This is a genomic window from Micromonospora sp. WMMC264 (assembly GCF_027497275.1).
In the GTDB taxonomy this organism is placed as follows: domain Bacteria; phylum Actinomycetota; class Actinomycetes; order Mycobacteriales; family Micromonosporaceae; genus Micromonospora; species Micromonospora chalcea.
The window spans coordinates 256,235-281,381 of record NZ_CP114907.1 but is presented as its reverse complement, the minus strand read 5'-3'; the positions used below and the strand labels follow the sequence as shown (position 1 = coordinate 281,381).

General features: G+C 73.0%; 22 protein-coding genes and 1 pseudogene. 15 read left to right on the top strand and 8 right to left on the bottom strand.

Annotation, left to right across the window (positions count from 1 at the left end; all coding sequences use genetic code 11):
- Positions 1 to 186 precede the first annotated feature (186 nt).
- Positions 187 to 864: an SDR family NAD(P)-dependent oxidoreductase gene (locus tag O7542_RS01275; protein WP_043328814.1), complete on the top strand. Its 678-nt coding sequence runs from the start codon at positions 187 to 189 to the stop codon at positions 862 to 864.
- On the opposite strand, the gene O7542_RS01270 is transcribed toward O7542_RS01275, so the two are convergent.
- Positions 849 to 1,580, bottom strand: coding sequence for a dTMP kinase (locus tag O7542_RS01270; RefSeq protein WP_043328813.1), 732 nt, complete (start codon positions 1,578 to 1,580; stop codon positions 849 to 851). The genes O7542_RS01275 and O7542_RS01270 overlap by 16 nt on opposite strands.
- Before the next feature lie 148 nt (positions 1,581 to 1,728).
- Here O7542_RS01270 and O7542_RS01265 point away from each other — a divergent pair, with 148 nt between their 5' ends.
- The 5 genes and pseudogenes from O7542_RS01265 (at position 1,729) to O7542_RS01245 (ending at position 4,141) form a co-directional block, all read left to right on the top strand.
- Positions 1,729 to 2,310: a nucleotidyltransferase gene (locus O7542_RS01265; RefSeq protein WP_043328811.1), complete on the top strand. Its 582-nt coding sequence runs from the start codon at positions 1,729 to 1,731 to the stop codon at positions 2,308 to 2,310.
- A gap of 56 nt (positions 2,311 to 2,366) precedes the next feature.
- Positions 2,367 to 2,576, top strand: coding sequence for a hypothetical protein (locus O7542_RS01260; RefSeq protein ID WP_225319459.1), 210 nt, complete (start codon positions 2,367 to 2,369; stop codon positions 2,574 to 2,576).
- Positions 2,577 to 2,586: 10 nt separating this feature from the next.
- Positions 2,587 to 3,367 (top strand): annotated as a pseudogene (locus O7542_RS01255) (metallophosphoesterase).
- Positions 3,358 to 3,504 carry a GPGG-motif small membrane protein gene (locus O7542_RS01250; protein ID WP_013288160.1) on the top strand — a complete coding sequence of 49 codons (147 nt, stop codon included), beginning with the start codon at positions 3,358 to 3,360 and terminating at the stop codon, positions 3,502 to 3,504. Before O7542_RS01255 ends, O7542_RS01250 begins: the two are co-directional and overlap by 10 nt.
- A gap of 139 nt (positions 3,505 to 3,643) precedes the next feature.
- Complete coding sequence (locus O7542_RS01245; protein ID WP_187692383.1) at positions 3,644 to 4,141, top strand: TspO/MBR family protein; 498 nt, start codon at positions 3,644 to 3,646, stop codon at positions 4,139 to 4,141.
- A gap of 43 nt (positions 4,142 to 4,184) precedes the next feature.
- On the opposite strand, the gene O7542_RS01240 is transcribed toward O7542_RS01245, so the two are convergent.
- Positions 4,185 to 4,961, bottom strand: coding sequence for a M23 family metallopeptidase (locus O7542_RS01240; RefSeq protein WP_187692384.1), 777 nt, complete (start codon positions 4,959 to 4,961; stop codon positions 4,185 to 4,187).
- Positions 4,962 to 5,197: 236 nt separating this feature from the next.
- Between O7542_RS01240 and O7542_RS01235 the strand changes: the two genes are divergently transcribed.
- From O7542_RS01235 to O7542_RS01215, 5 genes are all read left to right on the top strand, one after another.
- Positions 5,198 to 6,538 (top strand): ABC transporter substrate-binding protein, encoded by a 1,341-nt coding sequence (locus O7542_RS01235; protein WP_030502265.1) that lies wholly within the window; start codon positions 5,198 to 5,200, stop codon positions 6,536 to 6,538.
- Between the two features lie 72 nt (positions 6,539 to 6,610).
- Positions 6,611 to 7,657, top strand: a complete 1,047-nt coding sequence (locus O7542_RS01230; RefSeq protein ID WP_030502266.1) for a sugar ABC transporter permease — start codon at positions 6,611 to 6,613, stop codon at positions 7,655 to 7,657.
- Between the two features lies 1 nt (position 7,658).
- Complete coding sequence (locus O7542_RS01225) at positions 7,659 to 8,618, top strand: carbohydrate ABC transporter permease (protein WP_043328804.1); 960 nt, start codon at positions 7,659 to 7,661, stop codon at positions 8,616 to 8,618.
- 62 nt (positions 8,619 to 8,680) lie between these two features.
- Complete coding sequence (locus O7542_RS01220) at positions 8,681 to 9,751, top strand: LacI family DNA-binding transcriptional regulator (protein ID WP_043328803.1); 1,071 nt, start codon at positions 8,681 to 8,683, stop codon at positions 9,749 to 9,751.
- A gap of 43 nt (positions 9,752 to 9,794) precedes the next feature.
- Positions 9,795 to 11,441, top strand: a complete 1,647-nt coding sequence (locus tag O7542_RS01215; RefSeq protein WP_043328802.1) for an alpha-amylase family glycosyl hydrolase — start codon at positions 9,795 to 9,797, stop codon at positions 11,439 to 11,441.
- 58 nt (positions 11,442 to 11,499) lie between these two features.
- Here O7542_RS01215 and O7542_RS01210 read toward each other — a convergent pair whose 3' ends face one another.
- From O7542_RS01210 to xylA, 3 genes are all read right to left on the bottom strand, one after another.
- Positions 11,500 to 12,930 (bottom strand): MFS transporter, encoded by a 1,431-nt coding sequence (locus tag O7542_RS01210; RefSeq protein WP_043328800.1) that lies wholly within the window; start codon positions 12,928 to 12,930, stop codon positions 11,500 to 11,502.
- Between the two features lie 109 nt (positions 12,931 to 13,039).
- On the bottom strand, positions 13,040 to 14,494 hold the full coding sequence (xylB, locus tag O7542_RS01205) for a xylulokinase (RefSeq protein WP_281605579.1): 1,455 nt from the start codon (positions 14,492 to 14,494) through the stop codon (positions 13,040 to 13,042).
- A gap of 11 nt (positions 14,495 to 14,505) precedes the next feature.
- Complete coding sequence (xylA, locus tag O7542_RS01200) at positions 14,506 to 15,693, bottom strand: xylose isomerase (protein WP_043328799.1); 1,188 nt, start codon at positions 15,691 to 15,693, stop codon at positions 14,506 to 14,508.
- Between the two features lie 52 nt (positions 15,694 to 15,745).
- Between xylA and O7542_RS01195 the strand changes: the two genes are divergently transcribed.
- The 3 genes from O7542_RS01195 to O7542_RS01185 all read left to right on the top strand — a co-directional run bounded on the left by O7542_RS01195 (position 15,746) and on the right by O7542_RS01185 (position 19,782).
- Positions 15,746 to 17,005, top strand: a complete 1,260-nt coding sequence (locus O7542_RS01195) for an ROK family protein (RefSeq protein ID WP_140946172.1) — start codon at positions 15,746 to 15,748, stop codon at positions 17,003 to 17,005.
- A 210-nt stretch (positions 17,006 to 17,215) separates the two neighbouring features.
- Positions 17,216 to 18,805, top strand: coding sequence for a PP2C family protein-serine/threonine phosphatase (locus O7542_RS01190; protein ID WP_233514812.1), 1,590 nt, complete (start codon positions 17,216 to 17,218; stop codon positions 18,803 to 18,805).
- Positions 18,802 to 19,782 (top strand): cobalamin-dependent protein, encoded by a 981-nt coding sequence (locus tag O7542_RS01185; protein ID WP_166457029.1) that lies wholly within the window; start codon positions 18,802 to 18,804, stop codon positions 19,780 to 19,782. The genes O7542_RS01190 and O7542_RS01185 overlap by 4 nt, the downstream gene beginning before the upstream one ends.
- A 2-nt stretch (positions 19,783 to 19,784) precedes the next feature.
- Here the strand turns inward: O7542_RS01185 and O7542_RS01180 are convergent, their stop codons facing one another.
- On the bottom strand, positions 19,785 to 20,300 hold the full coding sequence (locus O7542_RS01180) for a MarR family winged helix-turn-helix transcriptional regulator (RefSeq protein ID WP_064447786.1): 516 nt from the start codon (positions 20,298 to 20,300) through the stop codon (positions 19,785 to 19,787).
- Between the two features lie 95 nt (positions 20,301 to 20,395).
- On the opposite strand from O7542_RS01180, the gene O7542_RS01175 reads away from it, so the two are divergent.
- Positions 20,396 to 21,526 (top strand): PP2C family protein-serine/threonine phosphatase, encoded by a 1,131-nt coding sequence (locus O7542_RS01175; protein WP_209963001.1) that lies wholly within the window; start codon positions 20,396 to 20,398, stop codon positions 21,524 to 21,526.
- Between the two features lie 10 nt (positions 21,527 to 21,536).
- Here the strand turns inward: O7542_RS01175 and O7542_RS01170 are convergent, their stop codons facing one another.
- Positions 21,537 to 23,018 carry a sugar transferase gene (locus tag O7542_RS01170; protein WP_104112946.1) on the bottom strand — a complete coding sequence of 494 codons (1,482 nt, stop codon included), beginning with the start codon at positions 23,016 to 23,018 and terminating at the stop codon, positions 21,537 to 21,539.
- A gap of 213 nt (positions 23,019 to 23,231) precedes the next feature.
- On the bottom strand, positions 23,232 to 24,986 hold the full coding sequence (locus tag O7542_RS01165; protein ID WP_051611375.1) for a substrate-binding domain-containing protein: 1,755 nt from the start codon (positions 24,984 to 24,986) through the stop codon (positions 23,232 to 23,234).
- Between the last annotated feature and the right edge of the window lie 161 nt (positions 24,987 to 25,147).

Below are 25,147 nucleotides of genomic sequence, written 5' to 3'. Positions count from 1 at the left end.
CGGGCCAAGGATCCCATTGTCGCAGCCCCACCGCCTCAACCGGTCCGGTCGAGTCACTCCTGCCGCCCGACGTGCCGGTCCGCCGTCGCGCGGCAGGGCCTGCCTGGTCGGCCTCGGCCGGACGGTCCGGACGGCCCGTGCGGGTCACCGGTCGGTCGGCACGACGGTTGACTAGCGTGTGTGTCCATGACGGAACGCACGGTGCTGGTCACCGGAGGCACGGGTGGGCTGGGCGGCGCGGTCACCGCCGCCTTCCTCGACGCAGGCTGGCGGGTGGTCGTACCCCAGCGGGAGGCCGGGACGGACGACGGCCCGGTCCGGGTCGTGGCCGACCTGCTGACCCCCGAGGGGGCCGCGCGGGCGGTCGAGGTCGCGACCGCCGAGCCGGCCGCGCCACTGCGCGCGGTGGTCAACCTGGTCGGCGGGTACGCCGCGGGCGGCCTGGTGCACGAGACCCCGGTCGAGGAGTTCGAGCGGATGCTGCGGCTCAACCTGCGCCCGACCTACCTGGTGACCCGGGCGGCACTGCCGCACCTCGTGGCGACCGGTGACGGCGCCGTGGTCTGCGTCTCCGCGCGGGCGGCGGTGTCGCCGTTCCCGGGCGCCTCGGGCTACGTCACCGCCAAGGCCGCGGTGCGGGCGTTCGCCGACGCGGTCGCGGTCGAGTACCGCCAGCGCGGGGTGCGGTGCAACACGGTGCTGCCGAGCGTCATCGACACCCCGGCCAACCGGGCCGCCCAGCCCGACGCCGACCACCGGCGCTGGGTGCCTCCGGCGCAGATCGCCGGCGTGATCCGGTTCCTGGCCTCCCCCGAGTCGGCGCCCACGAGCGGCGCCGGCATCCCGGTCTACGGCCGGGCCTGAACCGGCACCGGGCCGTCGCGGCCCGCCCCGCCGGCCGGACGTGGAGGGCCGCCCGGAGCCGGGCCGGGACCGGCGGACGGATCGTCGGGCAGCCACTCGCTCAGGTGCGCCCGGATCCGGCGGGCCACCTCCTCCGGTGGGCCGTTGCCGTCCACCACCACGAAGCCGCCGTACTCCGGCAGCCTCCGGTAGGCGGTGTCCGCGTCGGTCAGCCAGGCCATGCTCTCGTGGTCGGTGCCGCGCCGCTCGATCCGGCGGTACGCCTCGGCCGGGTCGACGGTGAGCAGGAACGTGACAGCGGGCGCCGGGAAGACCCGGTAGCCGGCCCGGACCAGCCGCTCCCACCGCTGCCCGCCGTGCGCCCGGATGCTCGCGTACTGGCAGTACGACCAGCGGTCCATCACCGCGGTGCGGCCGGTGACCAGGCAGCTCAGCAGCGCGAGCGCGATGGCCAGCCAGCGCAGCGCCGACTCGACCACGAGCAGGCCGTCACGCCCGACGAGCCGCTGCGCGTCCGGACGGCCGATCCGTTGGGCGACGCGGCCGAGCCAGCGGCGGCCACCGGCGTTGCGGTGGTACGTCGCGGGGTGGCCGGCGGCGGTGAGGGCCTGGGCGAGCCGGTGCGCCTGGGTGGTCTTGCCTGAGCCGTCGATGCCGATCAGGGCGACGGCACGCAGTCGGGCCCTGCCCCGCCGCGTCCGCAGTGAGCTGGCCACCCTCCCGAGGTTATCCGACCGACGCCCACACCGGCCTGTATGTCGCTTTCCTGCCCTGGCGGGCCGATCGCGCCGCAACAGGTGTGACCGGAGCGTCCGCCGGGTACGCATCGTGATCCCACCGCCCATGACGACGAGGGAGCCGCAGATGGCCGAGCGCGGGGACGAGACCCTGGTGCACACGCTGAAGAAGGTCGCCGCCGTGCTCAAACAGTCCGAGATCCCGTTCGCGCTGGGTGGCAGCTTCGCGGTGTACGCGCACGGCGGCCACTCCAGCGACCACGACGTGGACTTCCTGCTCCGCGAGGCGGACGTCGACCGGGCGCTGGAGGCGCTCGTCGAGGCCGGCTTCACCGCCGAGCGCCCGCCGGAGGACTGGCTGGTCAAGGTCTACGACGAGGACCGGATGGTGGACCTGATCCACCGGCCGGTGGAGACGCCGGTGACCGAGGAGACGTTCGCCGACACGATCGTGCGCCCGGTCGACGCCATCCACATGCCGGTGCTCTCGGCCAGCCAGCTCATGGTGCACAAGCTGTTGAGCTTCTCGCAGCACTACTGCGACTTCGCCCGCGCCCTGCCGCTGGCCCGCTCGCTGCGGGAACAGATCGACTGGGAACGGGTACGGAAGGAGACGCAGCACTCGCCGTACGCGGAGGCGTTCCTGGTGCTGCTCGACCGGCTGGACGTGCTGCCCGGCGGCGCGCCCGGCGGAAGGGAGACCCTGTGACCGGACTGTCCGGCGACGTTCCCCCCGACGAGTACGTCGAGGCGGAGATCCAGAGCATGCTGGCCGAGGACCCGACGGTGGCCGAGCAGGGCATCACCGTGGTGCGGCGGGAGAACGGGCTGGTGCTCTACGGCGAGGTGGAGAGCCCGCACCGGCGGGAGGAGATCCTGCGCCGGGTGGCCGAGCGCTTCCCGGACACCCACGTGACGAGCGACATCGGGGTGATCCGCACGCAGGCGCCCACCCAGGTCGAGGAGCTGCCGTGAGGGAGGTTCGATGGTGATCCGGATCGCCGCCGTCGGCGACGTGCATCTGGACGAGGACGTGGTGGGCCGGTTCCGTCCGGCGCTGGAGGAGCTGCCCGGCTCCGCCGACGCGCTGCTGCTCGCCGGTGACCTGACCCGGCACGGCACCGAGGCCGAGGCGCGCTGCGTGGCCCGGGAGTTCGGCGATCTCGGCGTACCGGTGATCACCGTGCTCGGCAACCACGACCACCAGTGCGACCAGGTGCCGCAGGTGGTGAAGGTGCTGGAGGACGCCGGGATCACGGTGCTGGAGGGCACCGGCGTCGTGGTGGACACGCCGGGCGGGCGGCTCGGGGTGGCCGGCGTCAAGGGGTTCGGCGGCGGGTTCGCCGGGCGCTGCGCCAGCGACTTCGGCGAGCCGGAGATGAAGGCGTTCGTACGGACCACCCGGGAGAGCGCCGACGCACTCGCCGACGCGCTGCTCTCGCTGGACTGCGACGCGCTCGTCGCGCTCACCCACTACTCCCCCGTGCCGGACACGCTCGCCGGCGAGCCGCTGGAGATCTACCCGTTCCTCGGCTGCTACCAGCTCGGGCAGGCGATCGACGCCGCGCCCACCGCGCTGGCGCTGCACGGGCACGCCCACCACGGCACCGAGCGCGGCACCACGCCGGGCGGGGTGCGGGTGCGCAACGTGGCGCACCCGGTGATCAAGCAGGCGTACAGCGTCTTCCACCTGGGCGGTGACCAGCTCGACTGACCGGGAGGTTTCCGGGATCGGGCGCACGGGTATTCAGCCGACATGGAGCTGATTCTCTGGATTCTCGCAGTCGTACTGGTGGTCGCCGGAATTCTCGCCCTGTTCCGCCGGCAGATCCTCTGGGGCATCGTCCTCATCGTCGTCGGCCTCCTGGTCGGCCCGGGTGGCGTCAGCATCTTCAACACGTAACAGCGGTTCTCGTACCCGCCGGGGTCGCCGGGCCCGGGTGTTCCGTCCTGCCGGACCGGAACACCCGGGCCGGGTGACTCCGGCTTTTCCGCGTCCGGGCCGGCGTTTGCCGGGCCGGTCGAGCGGAAACATCTCGACCATGGAGACGTCGCAGAGTGTCACCCGGCGCACCACCGGCGCCCGGAAGTGGTGGGCGCTGCTCGGCTTCGGCGCCGCCACCTTCGCCGCGGCCGCGATCGGCGGGCTGGGTGTGCAGGGCACCTCCGCCGAGTACCAGAGCCTCGACCAACCCGCGTGGGCGCCGCCGTCGTGGCTGTTCGGCCCGGTCTGGACGGTCCTCTACGCGCTGATCGCGATCGCCGGCTGGCTGGTCTGGCGCCGGGTCGGGTTCGGCCCCGCCCTCTGGGCCTGGGTGGTGCAGCTCGTGCTGAACGCGATCTGGACCCCGCTGTTCTTCGGCGCCGGGGCGTACGGGCTGGCGTTCGCCGAGATCGTGCTGATGTGGCTGGCGATCGGCGTGACCGTGGTCCTGTTCCGGCGCGTCTCCCGGCCGGCCACGCTGCTGATGCTGCCGTACTGGGCGTGGGTGACGTTCGCGTCCGCGCTGAACTTCGCGGTGTGGCGGCTGAACTCCTGACCGGTACGGGCGCGAGGGCCGGTCGCCCCCGCGCCCGCCGGGCTCAGCAGCGGGGTACGCCGGGGATGTAGCCGTCGTAGCCGGTGTAGACGTAGGCGTCGGAGATGAACCGGCCGGAGCCGATCCGGTCCCAGATCGAGCTGGTGCCGTAGGTGCCGCTGACGCTGGTGCCGCTGGTCTGGCACTGGATGGTCACCTTCGCCCCGTCGGCGACCGTGCCGACCGAGCTGTAGCCGGTGCCGGGGCCGGAGCGGACCGTCAGCGGGGAGCCGGCCGTGTTCACGGTGCCCTGGCCGGTGTTCGTCCCGCCGCAGCCGTTGTCGCTGGTGTAGGTCTTGGTGCCCCAGTAGAGCGCCTGGACGCCGTTGAACTTGATCTTCACCGAGCTGCCGTCGATGCGCTGCTCGTAGTGCAGGTGCGGGCCGGTGGAGCCGCCGGTCGTGCCGACGTACCCGATCACCCGGCCGTAGCCGACGGTCTGCCCGACGGAGACGTTGAAGGCGCTCAGGTGGGCGTAGTAGGTGGTGTGGCCGCCGCCGTGGTTGATCCGGACGTACTTGCCGTAGCTGGTGTCGCCGAGGTTGGTGACCACGTCGACGGTGCCAGGCGCGCTGGCGACGACCGGGTCGCCGGCGTCGTCGGTGCGGTTGAAGTCGATGGCGTTCGCCGGGCTGTGGTTGGTCCGGGTCTGACCGGACCAGGACTGGTTGCAGGGGAACGGGACCTTGAACGTCGGCGCGGCCATCGCCGGCGCGGTCGGCACGAGGGTCGCCGCCAGGACCGTCGCGCTCGCCCCGAGGGCGAGCCATCGCTTACGCATCCACTGCCTCCAATGTTGAAAGTCTTCAATGTGATGCGGACATCCTGACAGAAAGTTCCGTTCCCGGGAAGATTCGTGGGAGCGCACCCAAGCCCCTGGCCAGGGTTTCGGGATTGTTACCGGGCCGTGTCCGGCCAGGGGTGGACCCGACACGATGCAAGCGCTTACATGTGAGGACGACCATCGGACCGGCGCGGGTTCGATCCCCCCACGCGCCGGCAAGGAAGGAGATCGGCATGGCGTTTGCCAGATCGCGCCAGACGCTCGCGGTCGCCGGCGTCCTGGGGCTGGCGCTCGGTGTCGCCGCCTGCGGCACCGGCGATGACAAGAAGAGCGACAAGGCCGGATCGGCCGAATGCGCCGCATACGAGAAGTACGAAGGTCACGACGGCAAGAAGGTGACCATCTACTCCTCCATCCGGGAGATCGAGGCCGACCGCCTCAACGAGTCCTGGAAGCAGTTCGAGGACTGCACCGGCATCGAGATCGACCACGAGGGCAACGCCGAGTTCGAGGCGCAGCTCCCGGTCCGGGTCGACGGCGGCAACGCCCCCGACCTCGCCTTCATCCCGCAGCCGGGCCTGCTGAAGCGCTTCGTCGACTCGGGCAAGCTCAAGCCGGTCGGCGCCGACACCAAGGCGATGGCCGAGCAGAACTACTCCCCCGACTGGCTGAAGTACAGCACCGTCAACGGCCAGCTCTACGGCGCCCCGCTCGGCTCGAACGTGAAGTCCTTCGTGTGGTACTCGCCGAAGACCTTCAAGGACAAGGGCTGGACCGTCCCCACCACGTGGGACGACCTGATCAAGCTCTCCGACCAGATCGCGGCCAGCGGCACCAAGCCGTGGTGCGCCGGCATCGAGTCCGGTGACGCCACCGGCTGGCCGGCCACCGACTGGATCGAGGACGTGCTGCTGCGTACCGGTGGCCCGGAGGTCTACGACAAGTGGACCACCCACCAGATCCCGTTCAACGACCCGCAGGTGGCTGACGCGCTCAACCGGGCCGGCACCATCCTGAAGAACGAGAAGTACATGAACGGCGGCTTCGGCGGCGTCAAGAGCATCTCCACCACCGCCTTCCAGGAGGGCGGCACGCCGATCACCACCGGCAAGTGCGCGATGCACCGCCAGGCGTCCTTCTACGCCAACCAGTGGCCCGAGGGCACCAAGGTGGCCGAGGACGGCGACGTCTTCGCGTTCTACTTCCCGGCCATCGACCCGGCCAAGGGCAAGCCGGTGCTGGGTGGCGGCGAGTTCGTCGGCGCGTTCGCCGACCGTCCCGAGGTCCAGGCGGTGCAGACCTACCTGGCCTCCGGCGAGTACGCCAACAGCCGCGCCAAGATCGGTGACTGGGTGTCCGCGAACAAGAAGCTGGACATCAACAACGTGCCGAACCCGGTGGACAAGCTCTCCGTGGGCATCCTCCAGGACGAGAAGACGGTCTTCCGCTTCGACGGCTCGGACCTGATGCCGGCCGCGGTCGGCGCCGGCACCTTCTGGAAGGGCATGGTGGCCTGGATCAACGGCAAGGACACCAACTCCGTCCTGAACGACATCGAGGGCAGCTGGAAGTGATCTAGCAGGTGGCCCGGTCCGGTTCCCCCGGACCGGGCCACCTCTGCTAGCCGAACCCTTGAAGGAGGGTCGATGGAGTTCGACTTCGCGGCGGAGCAGCCGAAGTTCCTCATGCTGATGTACGGGCTGATCGCCTTCGTCGCGGTGGTGGGCGGGCTGCTCCTGCTCCTCGACGTGGTGCCGTCGTACTTCGCCCGGCGCCGGGAGGCGCAACTGGTCGCTGCCTCGGTGAGCGGCACGCCGCTGCCCCGCCGGCCCAAGCAGCGCGAGGGCGCGTTCGCGTTCTTCTTCCTGTTGCCGACGCTGCTGCTGCTCGCCGTCGGACTGGTGGTGCCGGCCATCCGCACCACGCTGCTCTCCTTCATGGACTCCAGCAGCAGCAACTGGGTGGGACTGGACAACTACCGCTGGATGTTCGCCGAGGACTCGATCGTCCGGGTCCTGGTCAACACGCTGATCTGGGTGCTGCTGGTGCCGCTGGTGGCCACCGCGTTCGGCCTGATCTACGCGGTCCTGGTGGACAAGGCACGGTTCGAGGCGGTCGCCAAGTCCCTGATCTTCCTGCCGATGGCGATCTCGTTCGTCGGCGCCTCCATCATCTGGCGCTTCGTCTACGCCTACCGGGGCGAGGGCGACCAGATCGGCCTGCTCAACCAGATCGTGGTGAGCCTCGGCGGAGAACCGAAGCAGTGGCTGCTGGACTCGCCGCTGAACACGTTCCTGCTCATCGTGATCATGGTGTGGATCCAGGCCGGTTTCGCCATGGTGGTGCTCTCCGCCGCGATCAAGGCCATCCCGGCCGACATCGTCGAGGCGGCCCGGCTCGACGGCACCACCGCGTGGCAGATGTTCTGGCGGATCACCATTCCGAGCATCCGGCCGGCGCTGATCGTCGTGGTGGTGACGATCTCCATCGCCACGCTCAAGGTCTTCGACATCGTCCGCACCGCCACCAACGGCAACTACGACACGAACGTGATCGCGACCGAGATGTACAACCAGGCGTTCCGCTACCAGGAGAACGGGCAGGGCTCGGCGCTGGCGGTGTTCCTGTTCGTCCTGGTGATCCCGATCGTGATCTACCAGATCCGCAACCTGCGCAAGCAGCGGGAGGGCTGAGATGACCACCACCACGCCCACCGTCGGAGTCGGCGCCCAGGCCACCGAACCGGCCACCCGGGGCGCCCGGGTGCGCAAGCGTCTGAACAGCCGTACCGCCACGCTCGTGTCGGTCGTGATCGCGATGCTCTGGACGATCCCGACCTTCGGCCTGTTCATCTCCTCGCTCCGGCCGGAGAACGAGATCAAGACCACCGGGTGGTGGACGTTCTTCAGCGACCCGCAGATCACGCTGGAGAACTACCAGGAGGTGCTGTTCAGCTCCGGCTCGTCCGGGCAGCTGGCCAGCTACTTCATCAACTCGCTGGCGATCACCATCCCCTCGGTGCTCTTCCCGCTCGCGTTCGCGTCGCTCGCGGCGTACGCGCTGGCGTGGATGAACTTCAAGGGGCGGGACTGGGTCTACATCGGCATCTTCGCACTGCAGATCGTGCCGCTGCAGATGGCCCTGGTGCCGCTGCTGCGGTTCTTCTCCACCGGCGTCACGATCGCCGGCGTGCAGATCCTGCCCGCGTGGGACCTGGTCGACGAGCAGAAGTTCGCCCAGGTGTGGTTCGCGCACACCTGTTTCGCGCTTCCGTTCGCCGTGTTCCTGCTGCACAACTTCATCTCGCAGCTTCCCGGCGACCTGATGGAGGCGGCCCGGGTCGACGGGGCCACCCACCCGAAGATCTTCCGCACCATCGTGCTGCCGCTGATCATGCCCGCGCTGGCGGCGTTCGGCATCTTCCAGTTCCTCTGGGTCTGGAACGACCTGCTGGTCGCGCTGATCTTCGCCGGTGGCGGCGACGAGACCGCCCCGCTGACGGTCCGGCTCGCGGAACTGGCCGGCACCCGGGGCAACGAGTGGCAGCGGCTGACGGCCGGCGCGTTCGTGTCGATCGTCGTACCGCTGATCGTGTTCCTGTCCCTCCAGCGCTTCTTCGTGCGAGGCCTGCTCGCCGGCAGCGTCAAGGGTTGATCCGCGCCCCGCCGCCGGCACGGCCGGCGGCGGGGCCCGGGTCACGGCGGGGAGCCCACACGATGACCAGAATTGACGACGTCGCCCGGCTGGCCGGGGTCTCCACGGCCACCGTCTCCCGGGCGCTGCGGGGCCTGCCGACGGTCTCAGCCGCGACCCGGCGCCGGGTGCTCGCCGCCGCCGAGCAGCTCCAGTACGCGGTGTCCCCGAGCGCCAGCCGGCTGGCCGGCGGCCGGACCGGCACGGTCGCGGTGGTGGTGCCCCGGATCACCAGGTGGTTCTTCGGCACGGTGGTCGAGGCGGTCGAGGAGTTCCTCCAGGACAGCGGCTACGACCTGCTGCTCTACAACCTCGGCGGCCGGGAGCAGACCCGCCAGCGGGTGCTGCGCACGGCGAGCCTGCACAAGCGCGTGGACGCGATCATCCTGGTCGCCACCCCGCTGCGCGCGGCGGACGTGCACGCGCTGACGAACCTGGACCTGCCCGGCGTGACGATCAGCTCCGGCAGCGAGGTGCCCGGGTGGCCCTGCGTCCGGATCGACGACGTGGCCGCCGCCCGGACCGCCACCCGCCACCTGCTCGACCTCGGCCACACCCGGATCGCGCACATCTCCGGCGACCCGGACGACGAACTGGCCTTCACCACGCACCTGGACCGGCGGCGCGGCTACCAGGAGGCGTTGCGGGCCGCCGGACTGCGGCCCGACCCGAGCCTCGACGTCGAGTCGCGATTCACCATCGACGGGGGTACCCGGGCCACCGCCGAACTGCTGGCCCGGGGCGAACCGCCGACGGCCATCTTCGCCGCCTGCGACGAGATGGCGATGGGCGCGGTCACCGCGCTGCGCGACGCCGGGCTACGGGTGCCGCAGGACGTGAGCGTGATCGGCATCGACGACCACGACCTCGCCGGTGTGCTCGGGCTCTCCACGATCGCCCAGCCCGCCGCCGACCAGGGACTGCTCGCCGCCCGCATCCTGCTCGACCCGCTCGGCGTACGGGCCACCGAGCCGTACCCCGGCCTGGTGCCCGCGCCGCGCGGCGCCGGCACCGACGACGGGACGCCACCCCCGGTGATCCTGCCCACTCGCCTGGTGGTGCGCGAATCGACAGCGCCGCCGCGGGCACACTGAACCAACTTGCTCGTCCCCGCACCACCCAGACAGGAGTAAGGCGCTGAACACCGACGCGACGCAGCAGGCCCCGGGCACCGGCTGGTGGACCGAGGCGGTGATCTACCAGGTCTACCCGCGCTCGTTCGCCGACTCCGACGGCGACGGCATCGGCGACCTGCCGGGCATCACCTCCCGGCTCGACCACCTCGCCGAGCTGGGAGTCGACGCGCTCTGGCTGTCCCCGTTCTATCCGTCCCCGCAGGCCGACGCCGGGTACGACGTGGCCGACTACCGCGACGTCGACCCGCTGTTCGGCACGCTCGCCGACGCCGACAAGCTGATCGCCGAGGCGAAGGCGCGCGGGCTACGGGTGATCGTCGACCTGGTGCCCAACCACACCTCGTCCGCGCACCGCTGGTTCACCGAGGCGGTGGCGGCCGCCCCGGGCAGCCCGGAGCGGCAGCGTTACGTCTTCCGCGACGGCAAGGGCCCGGACGGCGCCGAGCCGCCGAACGACTGGGTGAGCGTCTTCGGGGGCCCCGCCTGGACGCGGCTGCCGGACGGACAGTGGTACCTGCACCTGTTCGACTCCGGTCAGCCCGACCTCAACTGGGACAACCCGGAGGTGCGCGCGGAGTTCCTCGACGTGCTGCGCTTCTGGCTGGACCGGGGCGTGGACGGCTTCCGGGTGGACGTGGCGCATGGCCTGATCAAGCAGGCCGACCTGGCCGACTGGCAGGAGCCGCAGGAGATCCTCTCCGGCAGCGAGGTGGACAAGCCGCGCCCGCCGATGTGGGACCAGGACGGCGTGCACGAGATCTACCGGGAGTGGCGGCGGGTCCTCGACTCGTACCCCGGTGAGCGGATCCTGGTCGCCGAGGCGTGGGTGGAGCCGGCCGAGCGGCTGGCCCGGTACGTGCGCCCGGACGAGATGCACCAGGCGTTCAACTTCGAGTACCTGCTGGCCGCCTGGACCGCGCCGGCCCAGTACGCGGTGATCACCCGCTCGCTGGAGGCCACCGACTCCGTCGGCGCGCCCACCACCTGGGTCCTGTCCAACCACGACGTGGTCCGGCACGCCTCCCGGCTGGGGCTCGGCACCGCCGGTGGCCGGGCCAACGGCGTCGGCGTGGACGACCCGCAGCCGGACGCCGCGCTGGGTCTGCGCCGGGCCCGGGCAGCCAGCCTGCTGATGCTCGCGCTGCCCGGCTCCGCCTACCTCTACCAGGGCGAGGAACTGGGGCTGCCGGAGCACACCACGCTGCCCGACGAGGCCCGCCAGGACCCGACCTGGGCGCGCAGCGGGCACACCGAGCGCGGCCGGGACGGCTGCCGGGTGCCGATCCCGTGGGAGGCCGACGCCCCGTCGTACGGCTTCGGGCCGACCGACGCGAGCTGGCTGCCCCAGCCGTCGACCTGGGCCGAGTACGCGCTGGACCGGCAGCGCGGCGTGCCCGGGTCGACGTACGAGCTGTACCGGACCGCGCTGCGGCTGCGCCGCGAGCACGCGCTGGCCCGGGGCCCGCTGCGGTTCCTGTCCTCCGGCGACGAGGTGCTCACGTTCACCAACGGCGACCTCACCGTGCTGACGAACTTCGGGGCCGACCCGGCGCCGCTGCCGGCCGGCGCGCAGGTGCTGGTGTCGAGCGCGCCGCTGGACGACGCCACGGTCCCGACGGACGTCACCGTCTGGTTCCGGGTGGTGTAAGGAAGGGCCCCTTGTTAACGCCTCCGGTATAGGAAGGGCCCCTTATTAACACTCACCGTTAAGAAGGGGCCCTTCCTTCCAGGCGGTCGGCGCGGGCGTGCAGCAGGTCGTGCACCTGCGCGATGTCCCGCGGCGACGTACGCGCGGCCAGCCAGTACATGATCCCGGTCGGGATGAAGAAGAGCTGGAACGCGGCCAGCCCGACCGCATAGTTCAACGGCGGCGGGAAGGCCGTACGCAGCGCGGCGAACACCACCCCGACCAGCCCGTTGCCGGCCGCCCGCCCGACGCCGTTGACGAGGTTGCCCAGGCTGTAGACGGTGCCCCGGTGCTCGGGCGGGTTGACGTCGGCGATCAGCGCGAACCAGTTCGGCGAGTTCGCCGACGTCAGCGCCAGCGCCACCACGGCGGTGAGCAGGCTCAGCCCCACCGTCGGCTCGGTCAGCACGCTGGACAGCACCGCCGTCACCACCGCGCCCGCCCCGGCGCCGTCGGGCACGTCGATGCGGATCGGCACGAAGAACAGGACCAGGTAGAACGGCAGCGCCGCGAGGATGCCGACGGCCGCCACGGTGGCCCGGCCACTGGGCGTACGCCGTTGCAGCGCGTCGCCGACCAGGCCGCCCACGATCGAGAACACCCCGCCGAGCTGGAACAGGGTGGCGAAGACGCTGCCCACCACCACGGCCGTCGCCGGCGAGTAGCCCTGCGCCTCGGCCCGCTGGCTGAACAGCACCGGCAGCCAGACCAGCGAGCCGAACGCGGCCTGGGCGGTCAGCCCCTGCAGGATCAGCCAGCGGTTGGTCCGGCGGGCCAGGATCCGGGGCAGGTCGGCGCGGCTGATCCGGTAGTCGTACTCGTTCCCGGCGTCGATCGCCCCGGCCAGCTCCGGTTCGCTCTGCCCGCGCCGGATGTCGTAGGTGAACAGGTACGCCACCGTGGCGGCCAGACCCACGCCGGTCAGCAGCAGGAACGGCCGCCGCCAGTCGGTCGCCCCGAGCACGCCGCCGAGCAGCGTCCCGGCCAGCGTGCCGACGCCCTGGGACAGCCCCCAGAAGCTCATCACCAGGCCGCGTCGGCGCGGCGAGATCAGGTCGGTGACCACGGAGAAGCCGACCGAGCCCACCGCGCCGAGCCCGACCGCGCCGACGAACTGCGCGGCCAGGAACGTCGCGTACCCCCCGGCGAGCGCGCTGCCGGCGGTGCCGGCGGCCCAGAGCAGCGTGCCGACCATGAGCAGCGGCTTGCGGTTGGTGCGGTCCCCGACGTACGCCCAGCCCACCGCCGCCACCGCGCTGACCAGGAAGCTGACGGCGGTGACCAGGCCGAGCATCCGCTGGGGTACGTCGAGGGCGGTGGAGATCGGCCCGTACAGCGGGGGCACCAGGCCGATCGCCACGTTGTCCAGCGAGGCGAGTACCACGAAGACGACGACGCTGTAGAACCGGTGTGCCGCGTTCCCGCGCCGGGAGACCTTCGTGCCCGTCATGCAGGGCAGCCAATCAGGTGCGGGCCGGTTCCGGGACACCGCCCCCGGCCGACGCGCATGTTAAGAAGGGGCCCCTCCTCTACCGCAGGCGTTAAGAAGGGGCCCTTCCTTACTCCCGGGCGTGGGCGTAGCGCTCGCGGATGGCGGGGACCGCCTCGCCGGTGTACTCCTCGGTGTCGCCGACCGACCAGGTGGGCGGGGTGTCGCCACCCAGCGCGACCCAGGCGGCCTGCCGGGCCGCGCCGTCGGCCACGTACTCGCCGGGCGGCGGCACCACCACCGGGCGGCCGAAGACCTGCGGCGCGATCCGCCGTACCGCGGCGGACCGGGCGCCGCCCCCGACCAGGATGATCCGGTCGGCGCGGGCGCCCTGGGCGAGCAGCGCGTCGAGACCGTCGGCCAGCCCGCAGAGCATCCCCTCGACCGCGGCCCGGGCCAGGTGCGCCGGGGTCGAGGTGCGCAGTGTCAGGCCCTTCAGCTCGCCGGTGGCGTGCGGTCGGTCCGGCGTCCGCTCCCCCTCCAGGTACGGCACCAGGACCAGCCCGTCGGCGCCGGGCGGCGCGGACAGGGCCAGCTCACCGAGCGTGTCGAGGTCGACGCCGAGCAGGGTCGCGGTGGCGTCGAGCACCCGGGCCGCGTTGAGCGTGCACACCAGCGGCAGGAACCGGCCGGTGGCGTCGGCGAACCCGGCCACCGCGCCGCTCGGGTCGGCGGCCGGGTTGTCCGCGACCGCGAAGACGGTGCCGGAGGTGCCGATCGAGACGACCACGTCGCCCGGACCGGCGCCGGCACCGAGCGCCGCGGCGGCGTTGTCCCCGGTGCCCGGCCCGAGGAGCACCGGGCCGGCGGCACCGGTTCCCGGGGTCCCGGCCGTACCGGACGCCGCGCCGTCGCCGAGCACCGCCGGGTCGAGGTGCCCGGCCGCCTCGGCCGGGCCGAGCACGACCGGCACCGTCACGCGCCGGCCGAAGGCCCGCTCCAGCAGGTCCAGCCGGTATTCGCCGGTGCGCGGCGACCAGTAGCCGGTGCCGCTGGCGTCGCCCCGGTCGGTGCGCAGCGCGTCCAGGCCGGGCGCGCCGGCGAGCCGCCAGGTGAGCCAGTCGTGCGGCAGGCACACGGCGGCCACCCGGTCGGCGTTGTCCGGCTCGTGCCGGGCCAGCCACCGCAGCTTGGTGGCGGTGAAGCTGGCCACCGGCACCGCGCCGGTCGCGTCGGCCCAGAACCGGCGGCCGGTCTCCCCGCCGCCGGCCTCCTCGACCAGGTCCCGGGCCGCGTCGGCGGACCGGGTGTCGTTCCACAGCAGCGCCGGCCGGACCACCTCACCGGAGGCGTCCAGGCAGACCATGCCGTGCTGCTGGCCGCCGACCGAGACGGCTGCCACGTCGGCCAGGCCGCCGGCCTCGGCCACCGCCGCCCGCAGGGCCTCCCACCAGGCGTACGGGTCGACCTCGGTGCCGGGCGGGTGCGGCGCGCGGCCCTGCCGGACCAGCGCGCCGGTCTCCGCGTCCCGGACCACCACCTTGCAGGACTGGGTCGACGAGTCGACCCCCGCGACGAGCGGCATGGCGGCCCGCCTCAGCGCGCGCCGAGCACGTGCTCGACGGCGAGCTGGTTGAGCCGGACGAAGCCGAAGCCCTTCGCCCCGGCGGCCTCCGGGTCGAACTCCTCGAACGCGGTGCGGTCGGCGAGCAGCTCGCGGTAGCCCTCACCCGGGTTCAGCGTCGGCGTGGCCAGCTCGGCCACGCGGGCGGCGGCGAGCGCCTCGACCACCTCCGGGTCGGCGCGGAACGCCGCGGCCCGCTCCTTGAGCAGCAGGTACGTGCGCATGTTCGCCTCGGCGGAGGCCCACACGCCGGCGATGTCCTCGGTGCGGGACGGCTTGTAGTCGAAGTGGCGCGGGCCGTCGTAGGCCGGGCCGCCGTTCGGGCCGCCGTGCTCCAGCAGGTCGACCAGGGCGAACGCGTTGAGCAGGTCGCCGTGGCCGAAGACCAGGTCCTGGTCGTACTTGATGCCGCGCTGGCCGTTGAGGTCGATGTGGAACAGCTTGCCCTGCCAGAGCGCCTGGGCGATGCCGTGGGCGAAGTTCAGCCCGGCCATCTGCTCGTGCCCGACCTCCGGGTTCAGCCCGACCATCTCCGGGCGGGCCAGGGTGGAGATGAAGCCGAGCGCGTGGCCGACGGTGGGCAGCAGGATGTCGCCCCGGGGCTCGTTCGGCTTCGGCTCCAGCGCGAAGCGCAGGTCGTAGCCGTTGTCGACGACGTACTCGCAGAGCAGGTCGACCGCTTCGCGGTAGCGGTCCAGCGCGGCCTGGACGTCCTTCGCGACGTCGTACTCGGCGCCCTCCCGGCCGCCCCACATGACGAACGTCTTCGCGCCCATCTCGGCGGCCAGGTCGATGTTGCGCAGCACCTTGCGCAGCGCGTACCGCCGCACGTCGCGGTCGTTGCTGGTGAAGCCGCCGTCCTTGAACACCGGGTGGTTGAACAGGTTGGTGGTGACCATCGGCACGACCAGGCCGGTCTCGTCGAGCGCCTTGCGGAAGCGGCTGAGCCGGGCGTCGCGGGTGGCGGCGTCCGCGCCGAACGGGACCAGGTCGTCGTCGTGGAAGGTGATGCCGTACGCGCCCAGCTCGGCGAGCCGGTGCACGGCCTCGACGGCGTCCAGCTCGGGACGGGTCGCGTCGCCGAACGGGTCACGGGCCGGCCAGCCCACCGTCCAGAGGCCGAAGGAGAACTTGTCCGCGGGGGTGGGACGGGGTGCCATGGCAGACCTCCAGTGGTGGTGTCGTCCGCGATTTGTTCAGCGGTTGAATTAAATGGCGGCGATGTGGCAGTGTCAAGAGGTGACAAGCGCCAGCACGGCCGGGGCGGTCCGGCAGGGCAGCCTGCGCGAGTTGAACCTCGCAGTGGTGCTCCGGCGGATCGCCGCCGCCGACCGGCCGCCCTCGCGGGCCGGGATCGCCGCCGACACCGGCCTGACCCGGGCCACCGTCTCCGCCGTGGTCGACGACCTGATCGCCGGCCGGCTGGTCGCCGAGGCGGAGCCGGAGCCGCGTACCGGTGCGGGCCGGCCGGCCCGGGGGCTGGTGCTCGCCTCCGACGGCCCGGCCGGGCTCGGCCTGGAGGTGAACGTCGACTACCTGGCGGCCTGCGTCGTCGACCTGACCGGCACGGTCCGGCACCACCTGGTCCGCCGCGCCGACCTGCGCCCGGTCTCCCCCGCCGACGCGCTCGCCCGGCTCGCCGCGCTGGCCGCCGAGGCGCGCGCCGCCGCCGTACGCGACGGACTGACCCTGGCCGGCGCGGCGCTCGCCGTGCCCGGCCTGGTCGGCGACGGCGGCCTGGTCCGGCTCGCGCCGAACCTCGGCTGGCGGGACGTGGACGTGCCGGCGCTGCTGGCCGGGCATTCGCTGGCCGAGCCGGTCGACGGGGTGCCACCGCTCGTGGTCGACAACGAGGCCAACCTGGCGGCGCTCGGCGAGCTGTACGCGCGACCGGCCGGCCCCCGCAGCTTCCTGCACATCACCGGCGAGATCGGCATCGGCGCCGGAATCGTGCTGGACGGCTCGCTCTACCGGGGCGCGCGCGGCTGGAGCGGAGAGATCGGTCACTTCCCGGTCCAACCGCAGGGGCGGCCGTGCCGCTGCGGCGGCCAGGGCTGTCTGGAGCGGTACGCGGGCCAGGAGGCGATCCTGGCCGCCGCCGGGCTGCCCGGCGCGGAACTGCCCGCCGACACCGCCGCCACCCGGCTCGCCGACCTGGCCGACGCCGGTGACCCGGCCACGCTGACCGCCCTGGCCGACGCCGGCGCCGCCCTCGGGGTCGCCGTGGCGGGCGTGGTGAACCTGCTGGACCTGGACACGGTGGTGCTCGGCGGCGGATACGCCCCGCTCGCCCCCTGGCTGCGGCCGCCTGTGGTGGCGGAGATCTCCCGGCGGGTGCTGACCGCCGCCTGGGCACCGGTCGAGGTACGCCCGGCCGTGCTCGGGGCGCAGTCCGCAGCGGTCGGCGGAGCCGGCTCGGTGGTCCGCCGGATCGTCGACCGGCCGGTGGGCTGGCTGGCCCGCAGCGCCTGATCCGGCCGTTCCTGGACGGGCATTACGTGCCCGCGCTCGGTACGCTTGCCGCCAGGCAACCTGTCCGCCGAGCGAGGAGTGCACCGACAGCATGCGCAGGGGTCGACTGACCGAAGCGCCCGGCCACCTGAGGTGACAGCCGCGCGCCGGGGCGGTGTCGCGGGGCCGGTCAGCGGCGGGGGGCACGCCTGGAGGAAGCGACCCCGGCGGGTGGCCGGGGCCGCGCTCCCGGCTGACGACCGGCTCGCCCAGGAGCTGCTGGACGGGCTCGCCGAAGCGGTCGTGACAGTCGACCCGGCCGGCGTGGTGGCCCTGGTCAACGCGATGGCCACCGACCTGCTCCCGGAGCTGACCCCCGGCGTCGACCTGGCCGGGTGCCAGGTGCCGGCGCTGGCCGAGGCGGCGCGCACCGGATCGGACACATTCGAGACCGAGCACCACGGCCGGCGGTTGCGCGGGCTGCGGCGCCCGCTGGCCGCCGGGCGCGGCGCCTGGTACGTCCGAGACGTCACGGAGGAGCACGCACGCACCGACGCGCTGCTCGCCGAACGCTCCCGGACCGCTTTCCTCGCCCGGGCCGGCAGCCGGCTCGGGCTGTCCCTGCACCGGGACCAGACGCTGCGCGCCGCGGTCACGCTGCCGGTGCCCTACCTGGCCGACGTCGCCGTGGTGGTGCACCGCCCGGCCCCGCCCGCCGAGGACGCGCCGCACTGGATCCGGTACGCCACCGGCGACTCCGGCCCGGTCACCGGCGTGACCGGCTGGCGCACCGTGGAGTCCGTCCCCGGGCTGGTCGAGGCGCTCGACGGCGACCGCACCGAGCCCAGTCCCTGGCTCGACGCCGAACTGGCCGACCTGGCCGAGGTGCTGCCCACCGGCTTCGGCCGGCCGGGCACCGTGCTGATCAGCCCGATGCCCAGCGCCGGCGGCCCGGCCGGCGCGCTGGTGCTGGCCCGCCGCCCCGAACGGCCCGGCTTCGACCAGCGGGAGATCGCACTGGCCCGGGAGTTCGCCGGGCGGGCCGGCGCCGCGCTGGCCGCCGCCGAGCTGTACGGCGAGCAGGCCCACCTGGCGCGCGTGCTGCAGAACAGCCTGCTCCCGCCGGAACTGCCGCGCCTGCCCGGGATGACGCTCGCCGGCGGTTACCGCGCCGCCGGGGACAGCCTGCGCATCGGCGGGGACTTCTACGACGTGTTCCCCACCGCCGAGGGCGGTCTCCTCGCGCTCGGCGACGTCTGCGGCAAGGGCGTCGGCGCGGCAGTGCTGACCGGCCGGGTACGCCAGTCGCTGCAGACGCTGCGCCTCGTCGAGCAGCGTCCCCGGGAACTGCTGGAGCTGCTCAACCGGGCGCTGCTGGACGCGCCGGACGCCGCCCGCCGGGCCCAGTTCACGACGCTCCTGCTCGGCGCGGTCCGCCGCGAGCCCGGCGGCGGGCTGCGGGTCCGGGTGGCCGGCGGCGGGCACCCCGCCCCGCTCGTCGCCCGCGCCGGCGGCGGGATCGAGACCGTCCGGGTGGGCGGCATGCCGGTGGGCGCGCTCACCGACGCGCGGTTCGTCGACGCCGAGGTACGGCTGGCGCCGGGCGACCTGCTGCTGGCGTACACCGATGGGGTGACCGAGGCCCGGGGCGGCCCGACCGAGCTGGCCATGTTCGGCGAGGACCGATTGCGCCAGGCGGTCGCCTCCGGTGCCGGGCTCCCGCCGGCCGCGCTCGTGGAGCGGGTGCTCCAGCTCGTCGACGAGTGGCTGGACGGGCAGCCGCACGACGACATCGCCATGCTGGCGCTGGCCGCCGGGTGAGCCCGGAGCGCCGGATCGGGCCGGAGACGCTCGCCGCGTATCTCGATCACCTGGACCGGGCCGACCGGGCCGGCGCGATCGCGCTGGCGCAGGAACTGCTCGCCGACGGCGTGCCGGTCGCGGACATCCTGGTGGACCTCGTCGCGGTGGCGCAGCAGGAGATCGGCCGCCGCTGGCTCACCGGTTCCTGGAGCGTGGCCCAGGAGCACGCCGCCACCCATGTCAGCGAACTCGTGGTCGGCGCGGTGGGCGCGACGATCGGCGCACCGCGACGTGGGCACGTGGTGATGGCCTGCGTCGAGGGCGAGTGGCACGCGCTGGCCGCCCGGATCGTCGCCGAGGTGGTCCGGGCGGCCGGCTGGCGGGTGACGTTCCTGGGCGCCAGCGTGCCGGCCCGGCACCTGGTCTCCTACCTGCACCAGACCGGCCCGGACGCGGTACTGCTGAGCTGCGTGCAGCCGAACCGGCTGGTCCGGGCGGCGCGGATGGTGGAGGCGAGCCGCGCGGCCGGGGTGCCGGTACTGGCGGGCGGCCCCGGCTTCGGGCCGGAGGGCCGGTGGGCCGCCACGATCGGCGCGGCGGCCTGGGGCGCCAGCGCCCGGGACGCCGTCGCGCTGCTGGACCGGCCGCTGTCCGCGGGCACGCACATCGGCGCGCCACCACCGCCGCCCGACGACTCGTACGTCGCCCTGCTGCACCGGCGGCGGGAGCTGGTCCGGCTCGCGCTGACCGCGGTGGACCCGCCCGAGGAGACCGCCGAGGACGCCGCCACCGGCATCGCGCACCTGGTGGACGCGCTGATCGCGGCCGTGCGGGTGGACGACGACCGGCTGCTGCGGGACTTCGTCGAGTGGCAGGCGGAGGCGCTGACGTCCCGGGGCGGGCGGGCGCTGCTGGACGAGGTGCTCGGCACGCTGGAGCGGGCGCTGACCGAGCATCCCCGGGTGGTGGCCCGGCTGCGGGCCGTCCGCGGGTGAAGTCAGGCGGTACGGGCCACCGGCGGCTCGCCGGACGGGCGGACCGGGTCACCGATCCGCTCCCCGGAGGGCTGCAGCACCGGCCAGCCCTCGGCCGCTGTCGCCTCCCCGCGCCGGCCGACCACGTCGAACTCGCGCATGCCCTGCAGCAGTGCCACCCGGCCCTCCGAGCTCATTCCGTCCAGGATCCGCTCCAGCCGGCGCCGCCGGTCGGTGCGCAGTTCGGCGAGGAGCCGCAGGGCCTCCGGAGTGAGGTGCAGGGAGATCTCCCGCCGGTCGTAGCGGCCCGGCTCGCGTTCCAGCATGCCGGCCGCGACCAGCCGGTCGCAGAGCCGGCTGGCGGAGGAGAGCAGCATGTCGGTGAGGGTGGCGAGCCGGCGGAGGTTGATGCCGTCATACTGCTCGACGACCATGATCGCGCGTAACTGGGCACTGGACAGCCGGCTGGTGGTGCGCTCCCGGGCCGCCTCCCAGACGGCGAGCAAGGTGCCTGCCGCCTCGTCCAGGGCGGCGGACATACTCGTGTCAGGTCCCTGGGGACCAGGCTCTTCGGTCATGGTGGGCCCGAGACTACCCCCCGGATCTGCCCGGCGACCTGTGCAAAGGAGCAAAGATGAGCGGAGCGGAGGGCCGCGCGCGCCGGGTCCTGACCGAGGCGCCGACGGATCTCATCGTGGACCGGCTCGCCGCCGAGCTGGCGCGCACGTACGGAATCACCCGCACCGAGCTCTACCAGGTCGACTACCGGCTCGCCGAGCTGCTGCCGCTGGGTGACGGCGAGGCGCTCGCCCGCCCCGGTCACCCGGCCTGGCGCGCCTTCGACCATCAGGAGCCGGTGATCGCCGACGAGGTGGGCTGGTTCCCGGTGGGCATGCGCGGCGAGCGCCGGGGCGTCCTCCGGGTCTCTCCGGTGCCGGCCGACCCGGACGCGCGCCGCGAGCTGGACACCATCGCCACGGTGCTCGGGCACGAGCTGAGCGCGGTCATGGCGACCACCGACATCTACCGGACCGCCCGGCGCAGCCGGCGCCTCACGCTGGCCGCCGAGATGCAGTGGGAGCTGCTGCCCGGGCGCAGCCGGATCCGGCCGTCGTTCAGCCTGGCCGGGCAGCTGGAACCGGCGTACGCGGTGCGCGGGGACAGCTTCGACTGGTCCGACGACGGCCACCGGCTCTGGCTGGCGGTGCTGAACGGCTTCGGTGAGGGGGTGGCCGCGGCGCTGCTCGCCTCGCTGGCCACGTACGCGCTGCGCAACGCGCGCCGGGCCGGGCTCCCCCTGGCCGATCAGGCCGCGCTGGCCGACCAGGCGATCTACGCGCAGCACCGGGGCCAGCAGCATGTCTCGGTGCTGCTCGTCGAACTGGACCTGGCCACCGGCACGCTGGCCGTGGTCGACGCCGGTTCGCCCCGTCTGCTGCGGCTGCGGGCCGGCGAGGTCAGCGAGCAGGCGCTGGACGAGCAGTTCCCGCTCGGCATGTTCGAGGGCACCGACTACCGGGAGCAGACGTTCCAGTTGGAGCGCGGTGACCGGCTCTTCGTGGTCAGCGACGGCGTCATCGACGCCACCACCGAGCAGGGGCGTTACGGCGAGGCGGCGCTGGACCGGTTCCTGCGCCGGACCGGGCCGATGGAGCCGCTGGACGCGGTCCGGTCGCTGATCGGCGACCTGCGGGCCTTCGTCGCCGGCGATCTGGTGGACGACGCGGTGGTGGTGTGCCTGGACTGGCTGGGCCCGCAGCCCTGACCCGGCCCGCTCAGTACGCGCCGCGGCTGTTGATCACGGCGCCGAACGTCTTCCAGAGGATGGTCAGGTCGGCGGCCAGCGACCAGTTCTCCACGTAGTAGAGGTCGAGCCGGATGCCGTCCTCCCAGCTCAGGTCGGACCGGCCGCTGACCTGCCAGAGGCCGGTCATGCCGGGCTTGACCAGGAGGCGTCGCGCCACGTCGCCGTCGTAGCGGGCCACCTCGGACGGCAGCGGCGGGCGCGGGCCGACCAGGCTCATCTGGCCGAGCAGCACGTTGACGAGCTGGGGCAGCTCGTCCAGCGACCACTTGCGCAGCAGCCGGCCCACCCGGGTCACCCGCGGGTCGTCGCGCATCTTGAACATCAGGCCGTCGGTCTCGTTGCGCGCGGCCAGCTCGGCGAGCAGGGCGTCGGCGTTGACCACCATGGTGCGGAACTTGAAGACGCCGAACTCCTCGCCGCCCTGACCGACCCGGGTCTGCCGGAACAGCACCGGACCCCGGCTGTCGATCTTGATGGCGAGCGCGATCACGATCAGCAGCGGCGCCAGCACGAGCAGCGCGATCAGCGAGATCGACCGGTCCACGAAGCCCTTGACCAGCTTGCGGGCGCCACGGAACTCGGGCGCCTCGACGTGGATCAGCGGCAGGCCGGCGACCGGGCGGGTGTGGATGCGAGGGCCGGCGACGTCGGTCAGCGCCGGTGCCACCACCAGGTCGACCCCGGTGCCCTCCAGCTGCCAGCCCAGGCGGCGAAGCCGGGTCGCGGTCAGCTCACCGGAGGCGGTGACCGCCACCGTGTCGGCGCCGATCGCCGTGGCCGCCTCCGGGATGCCCCGGAAGGAGCCGACCACCGGCACGTCACCCAGCCGCTGCGGCACCGGGGCGAGCAGCGCGTCCGGAATGCACGCGCCGACCACCTGGTAGCCCGCGTACGGCTCCCGGCGCAGCGTGTGCACCAGCTCCAGCACGTGTGCCGTGTCGCCCACCACGAGCACCTTGCGCGACCAGCCGGCGCCCCGGTCGCGGGCCCGGTGCAGCCGCTTGCGGGCCGCGAACCGCGCCACCTCCAGGCCGACGGTGCCGACGGCGAAGGAGATGGCCAGGAAGCCCCGGGAGACGCCGACGTCGGCGATGTACCCGGCGATCGCGATACCGCCGGCCAGCCGCATGCTCGCCGCGCTGACCCGGCGGTACTCGTCCGCGCCGTACCCGAGCACCTGGTCGTCGTAGCACCGCATCGCCTTGAGCGAGACGAGCCAGACCAGCAGCAGCGCCGGGGCTACCACGACGTACGGGATCTCGGACCCGGTCGGCTCCTCGTCGCCGAACCGGGCCAGGTAACCGACCAGGATGGCCACCGCGAGCACCGCGGTGTCCAGCACCACCAGGACCCGGATGTAGGCCCGCTCCGCGGCTCGTGTCGTCTTGCCCGGGCGTTCACCACCGGGTCGCGACGACGTGGCAGGGGTCAACAGCGTCGCCGAGGTCACCGGCCCTCCCCACTTCGCTCAGGACCGCCCCGTCCCCGCCCGGCTCCGGTGTGGAGCCCGCGGTCGAGGCACCCGGTCATCATGCCTGGACAATTATGGTTACCGATTGATTCGGACGCATTACCGTCAGTTCTCATCCCGCGTCTTGACCCGGGAAGCCTTCCGCCGTACCGGATTTGCCGGTACGGCGGAAGACTAGCGCTGAGCTTCAGGTCAGCGCGGGGCGGGCGGCCGGAGCGCGATCGCCCGGAGGAAGATCTCGCCGATCTTGCTGGGGTCGGTGGTGACGAACGCGCCGCCGCCGGTGACCTTGGTGATCGACTCCAGCTCGGCCCGGTTCACCTCGGTGCCGATGCCGATGATGACCACCTGGACCGGCTGCTCGTCGTCCTTCAGTTTCTTCAGCTGGTCCAGCAGCTCCTTCTGCGAGATGCCGTTGTCGTCCTCGTTCTTGCCGTCGGTGAACAGCACGATCGAGTTGACCTTGCCCGGCTCCCAGTCCTGCTGCACCTTCTTGTACGCCGCGAGCATGGTGTCGTACAGGCCGGTGTCGCCGCTGGAGGGCTTGATCGAGGCGAGGCCGCGCTGCAGCGCCCCCCGGTTGCTCGACAACGGCTTTATTCCGACCAGCTCGCTCCAGTCCTGCGAGCCCTGAAGGTTCGTGGAGAACGTCCACAGACCGATCGACCAGGAGTCGTCGAAGAGCCCGAGGCCCTGGCTCGCGGCCGCCACCGTGACCTGCTCCCGGCTGGCGCCGTTCGCCGTCGCGACCGGCTTCTTCATCGAGCCGGAGACGTCGATGACGCAGAGCATCCGGCCCGACTGCGTGGCCACCGACCAGGTGGTGGTCGCCGTCGAGATGGCGCCCGGGTCGAGGTCGGCCGCGCCGCCCTGACCGGACGGCGGCACCTGGCTCGCGCCGCCGTTCGCCGGGCTCGGCGCGCCCGTCGGGGCCTGGAAGCCGCGCCCCCAGTTGCCGTCCGGCGCGCGCAGCGCCTGCGCGGCCAGCCGGTCCTTGAAGTCCGGCGTACGCAGCACCTCGAAGAGCACCCGGGCGGCGGACGCCTTGGCCGGCTCGATGCCGGGCAGCACCGCGAACGGGTAGTCGAGCGGGATCGGCACCGGCTCCAGGTAGAGCGCGGCCAGCCGGATCGGCGGCTTCGTGCTGTTGTAGGCGATCACGTCCTCCTCGGACAGCGCCGCCGCGCCCAGCCCGTTGGCGATCGCCGTCGGGTCCGACGAGCGCGGGAACCGCGCGAGGAGGTCCTGCCGCAGCGAGGAGCGGTTCGTGGCGAGGGCCCGCAGCGCCCCGACCATCGCCTCCTGCGCCTTCGGCGAGCCGGAATCGCCGGTGGAGCTGGCGGCGGCGGTGAGCGACAGCAGCCCGGACAGGCCGGCCGCGTCCTGGGTCGGCTCGACGATCCCGGCCCGCAGCGGCTTACTCGCGGTGACCTGGGTCAGCAGGTCGGACCAGCGGAGCTTCTTGTCCGGCCACCCTATGCGCGAGGCCACCGGCTCGGGCAGCGCCACCACCACCGGGCTGCGCGCGATCGAGGCGCCGTTCGTCGGCGCGAAGGCGCTGGCTCCGCCGCTCTTGAGCCGGACCAGCCAGGTCGAGGAGTCCGGCACCCAGACGTCCGGGGTGACAGCGGTGCCGCTGGCCTGCCCGACTCCGGCGAGCGTGGCGCCGTGCTTGCTGGCCACCGCGGCGGCCACCTCGACCGACTCGGAGGAGGAGACGTTGACGGCGATGCAGGTGCCGCCCACCGCGGCGCCGTCGGCGACCCACTGGTCGGCGGCGCCGCGCACCGCGGGGGCGATCTCCGGGGCGGTCGCCACCGACAGCTCGATCCGGCCCGAACAGTTCGGGCCGGCCAGCTGCTGGTAGCCGAACCAGGAGCCGCCCACGACGGCGACCAGGGCTACCGCCACAGCGGCGGCGCCTGCTCCACGGAGGTTGGAACGCATGCGATGGCGGCCAGACACGGTGACCATCTTGCGTACCTCGTGGGGTTACCACCACAACCGTTCGGACGAAAGTTACGCAGCAGAAACAGTTGATCACCTAACTCATACGCTAAGTTACTGGTCAGTCATTTCAGAGTGATGAAGTCCACTGCGGACGGTCG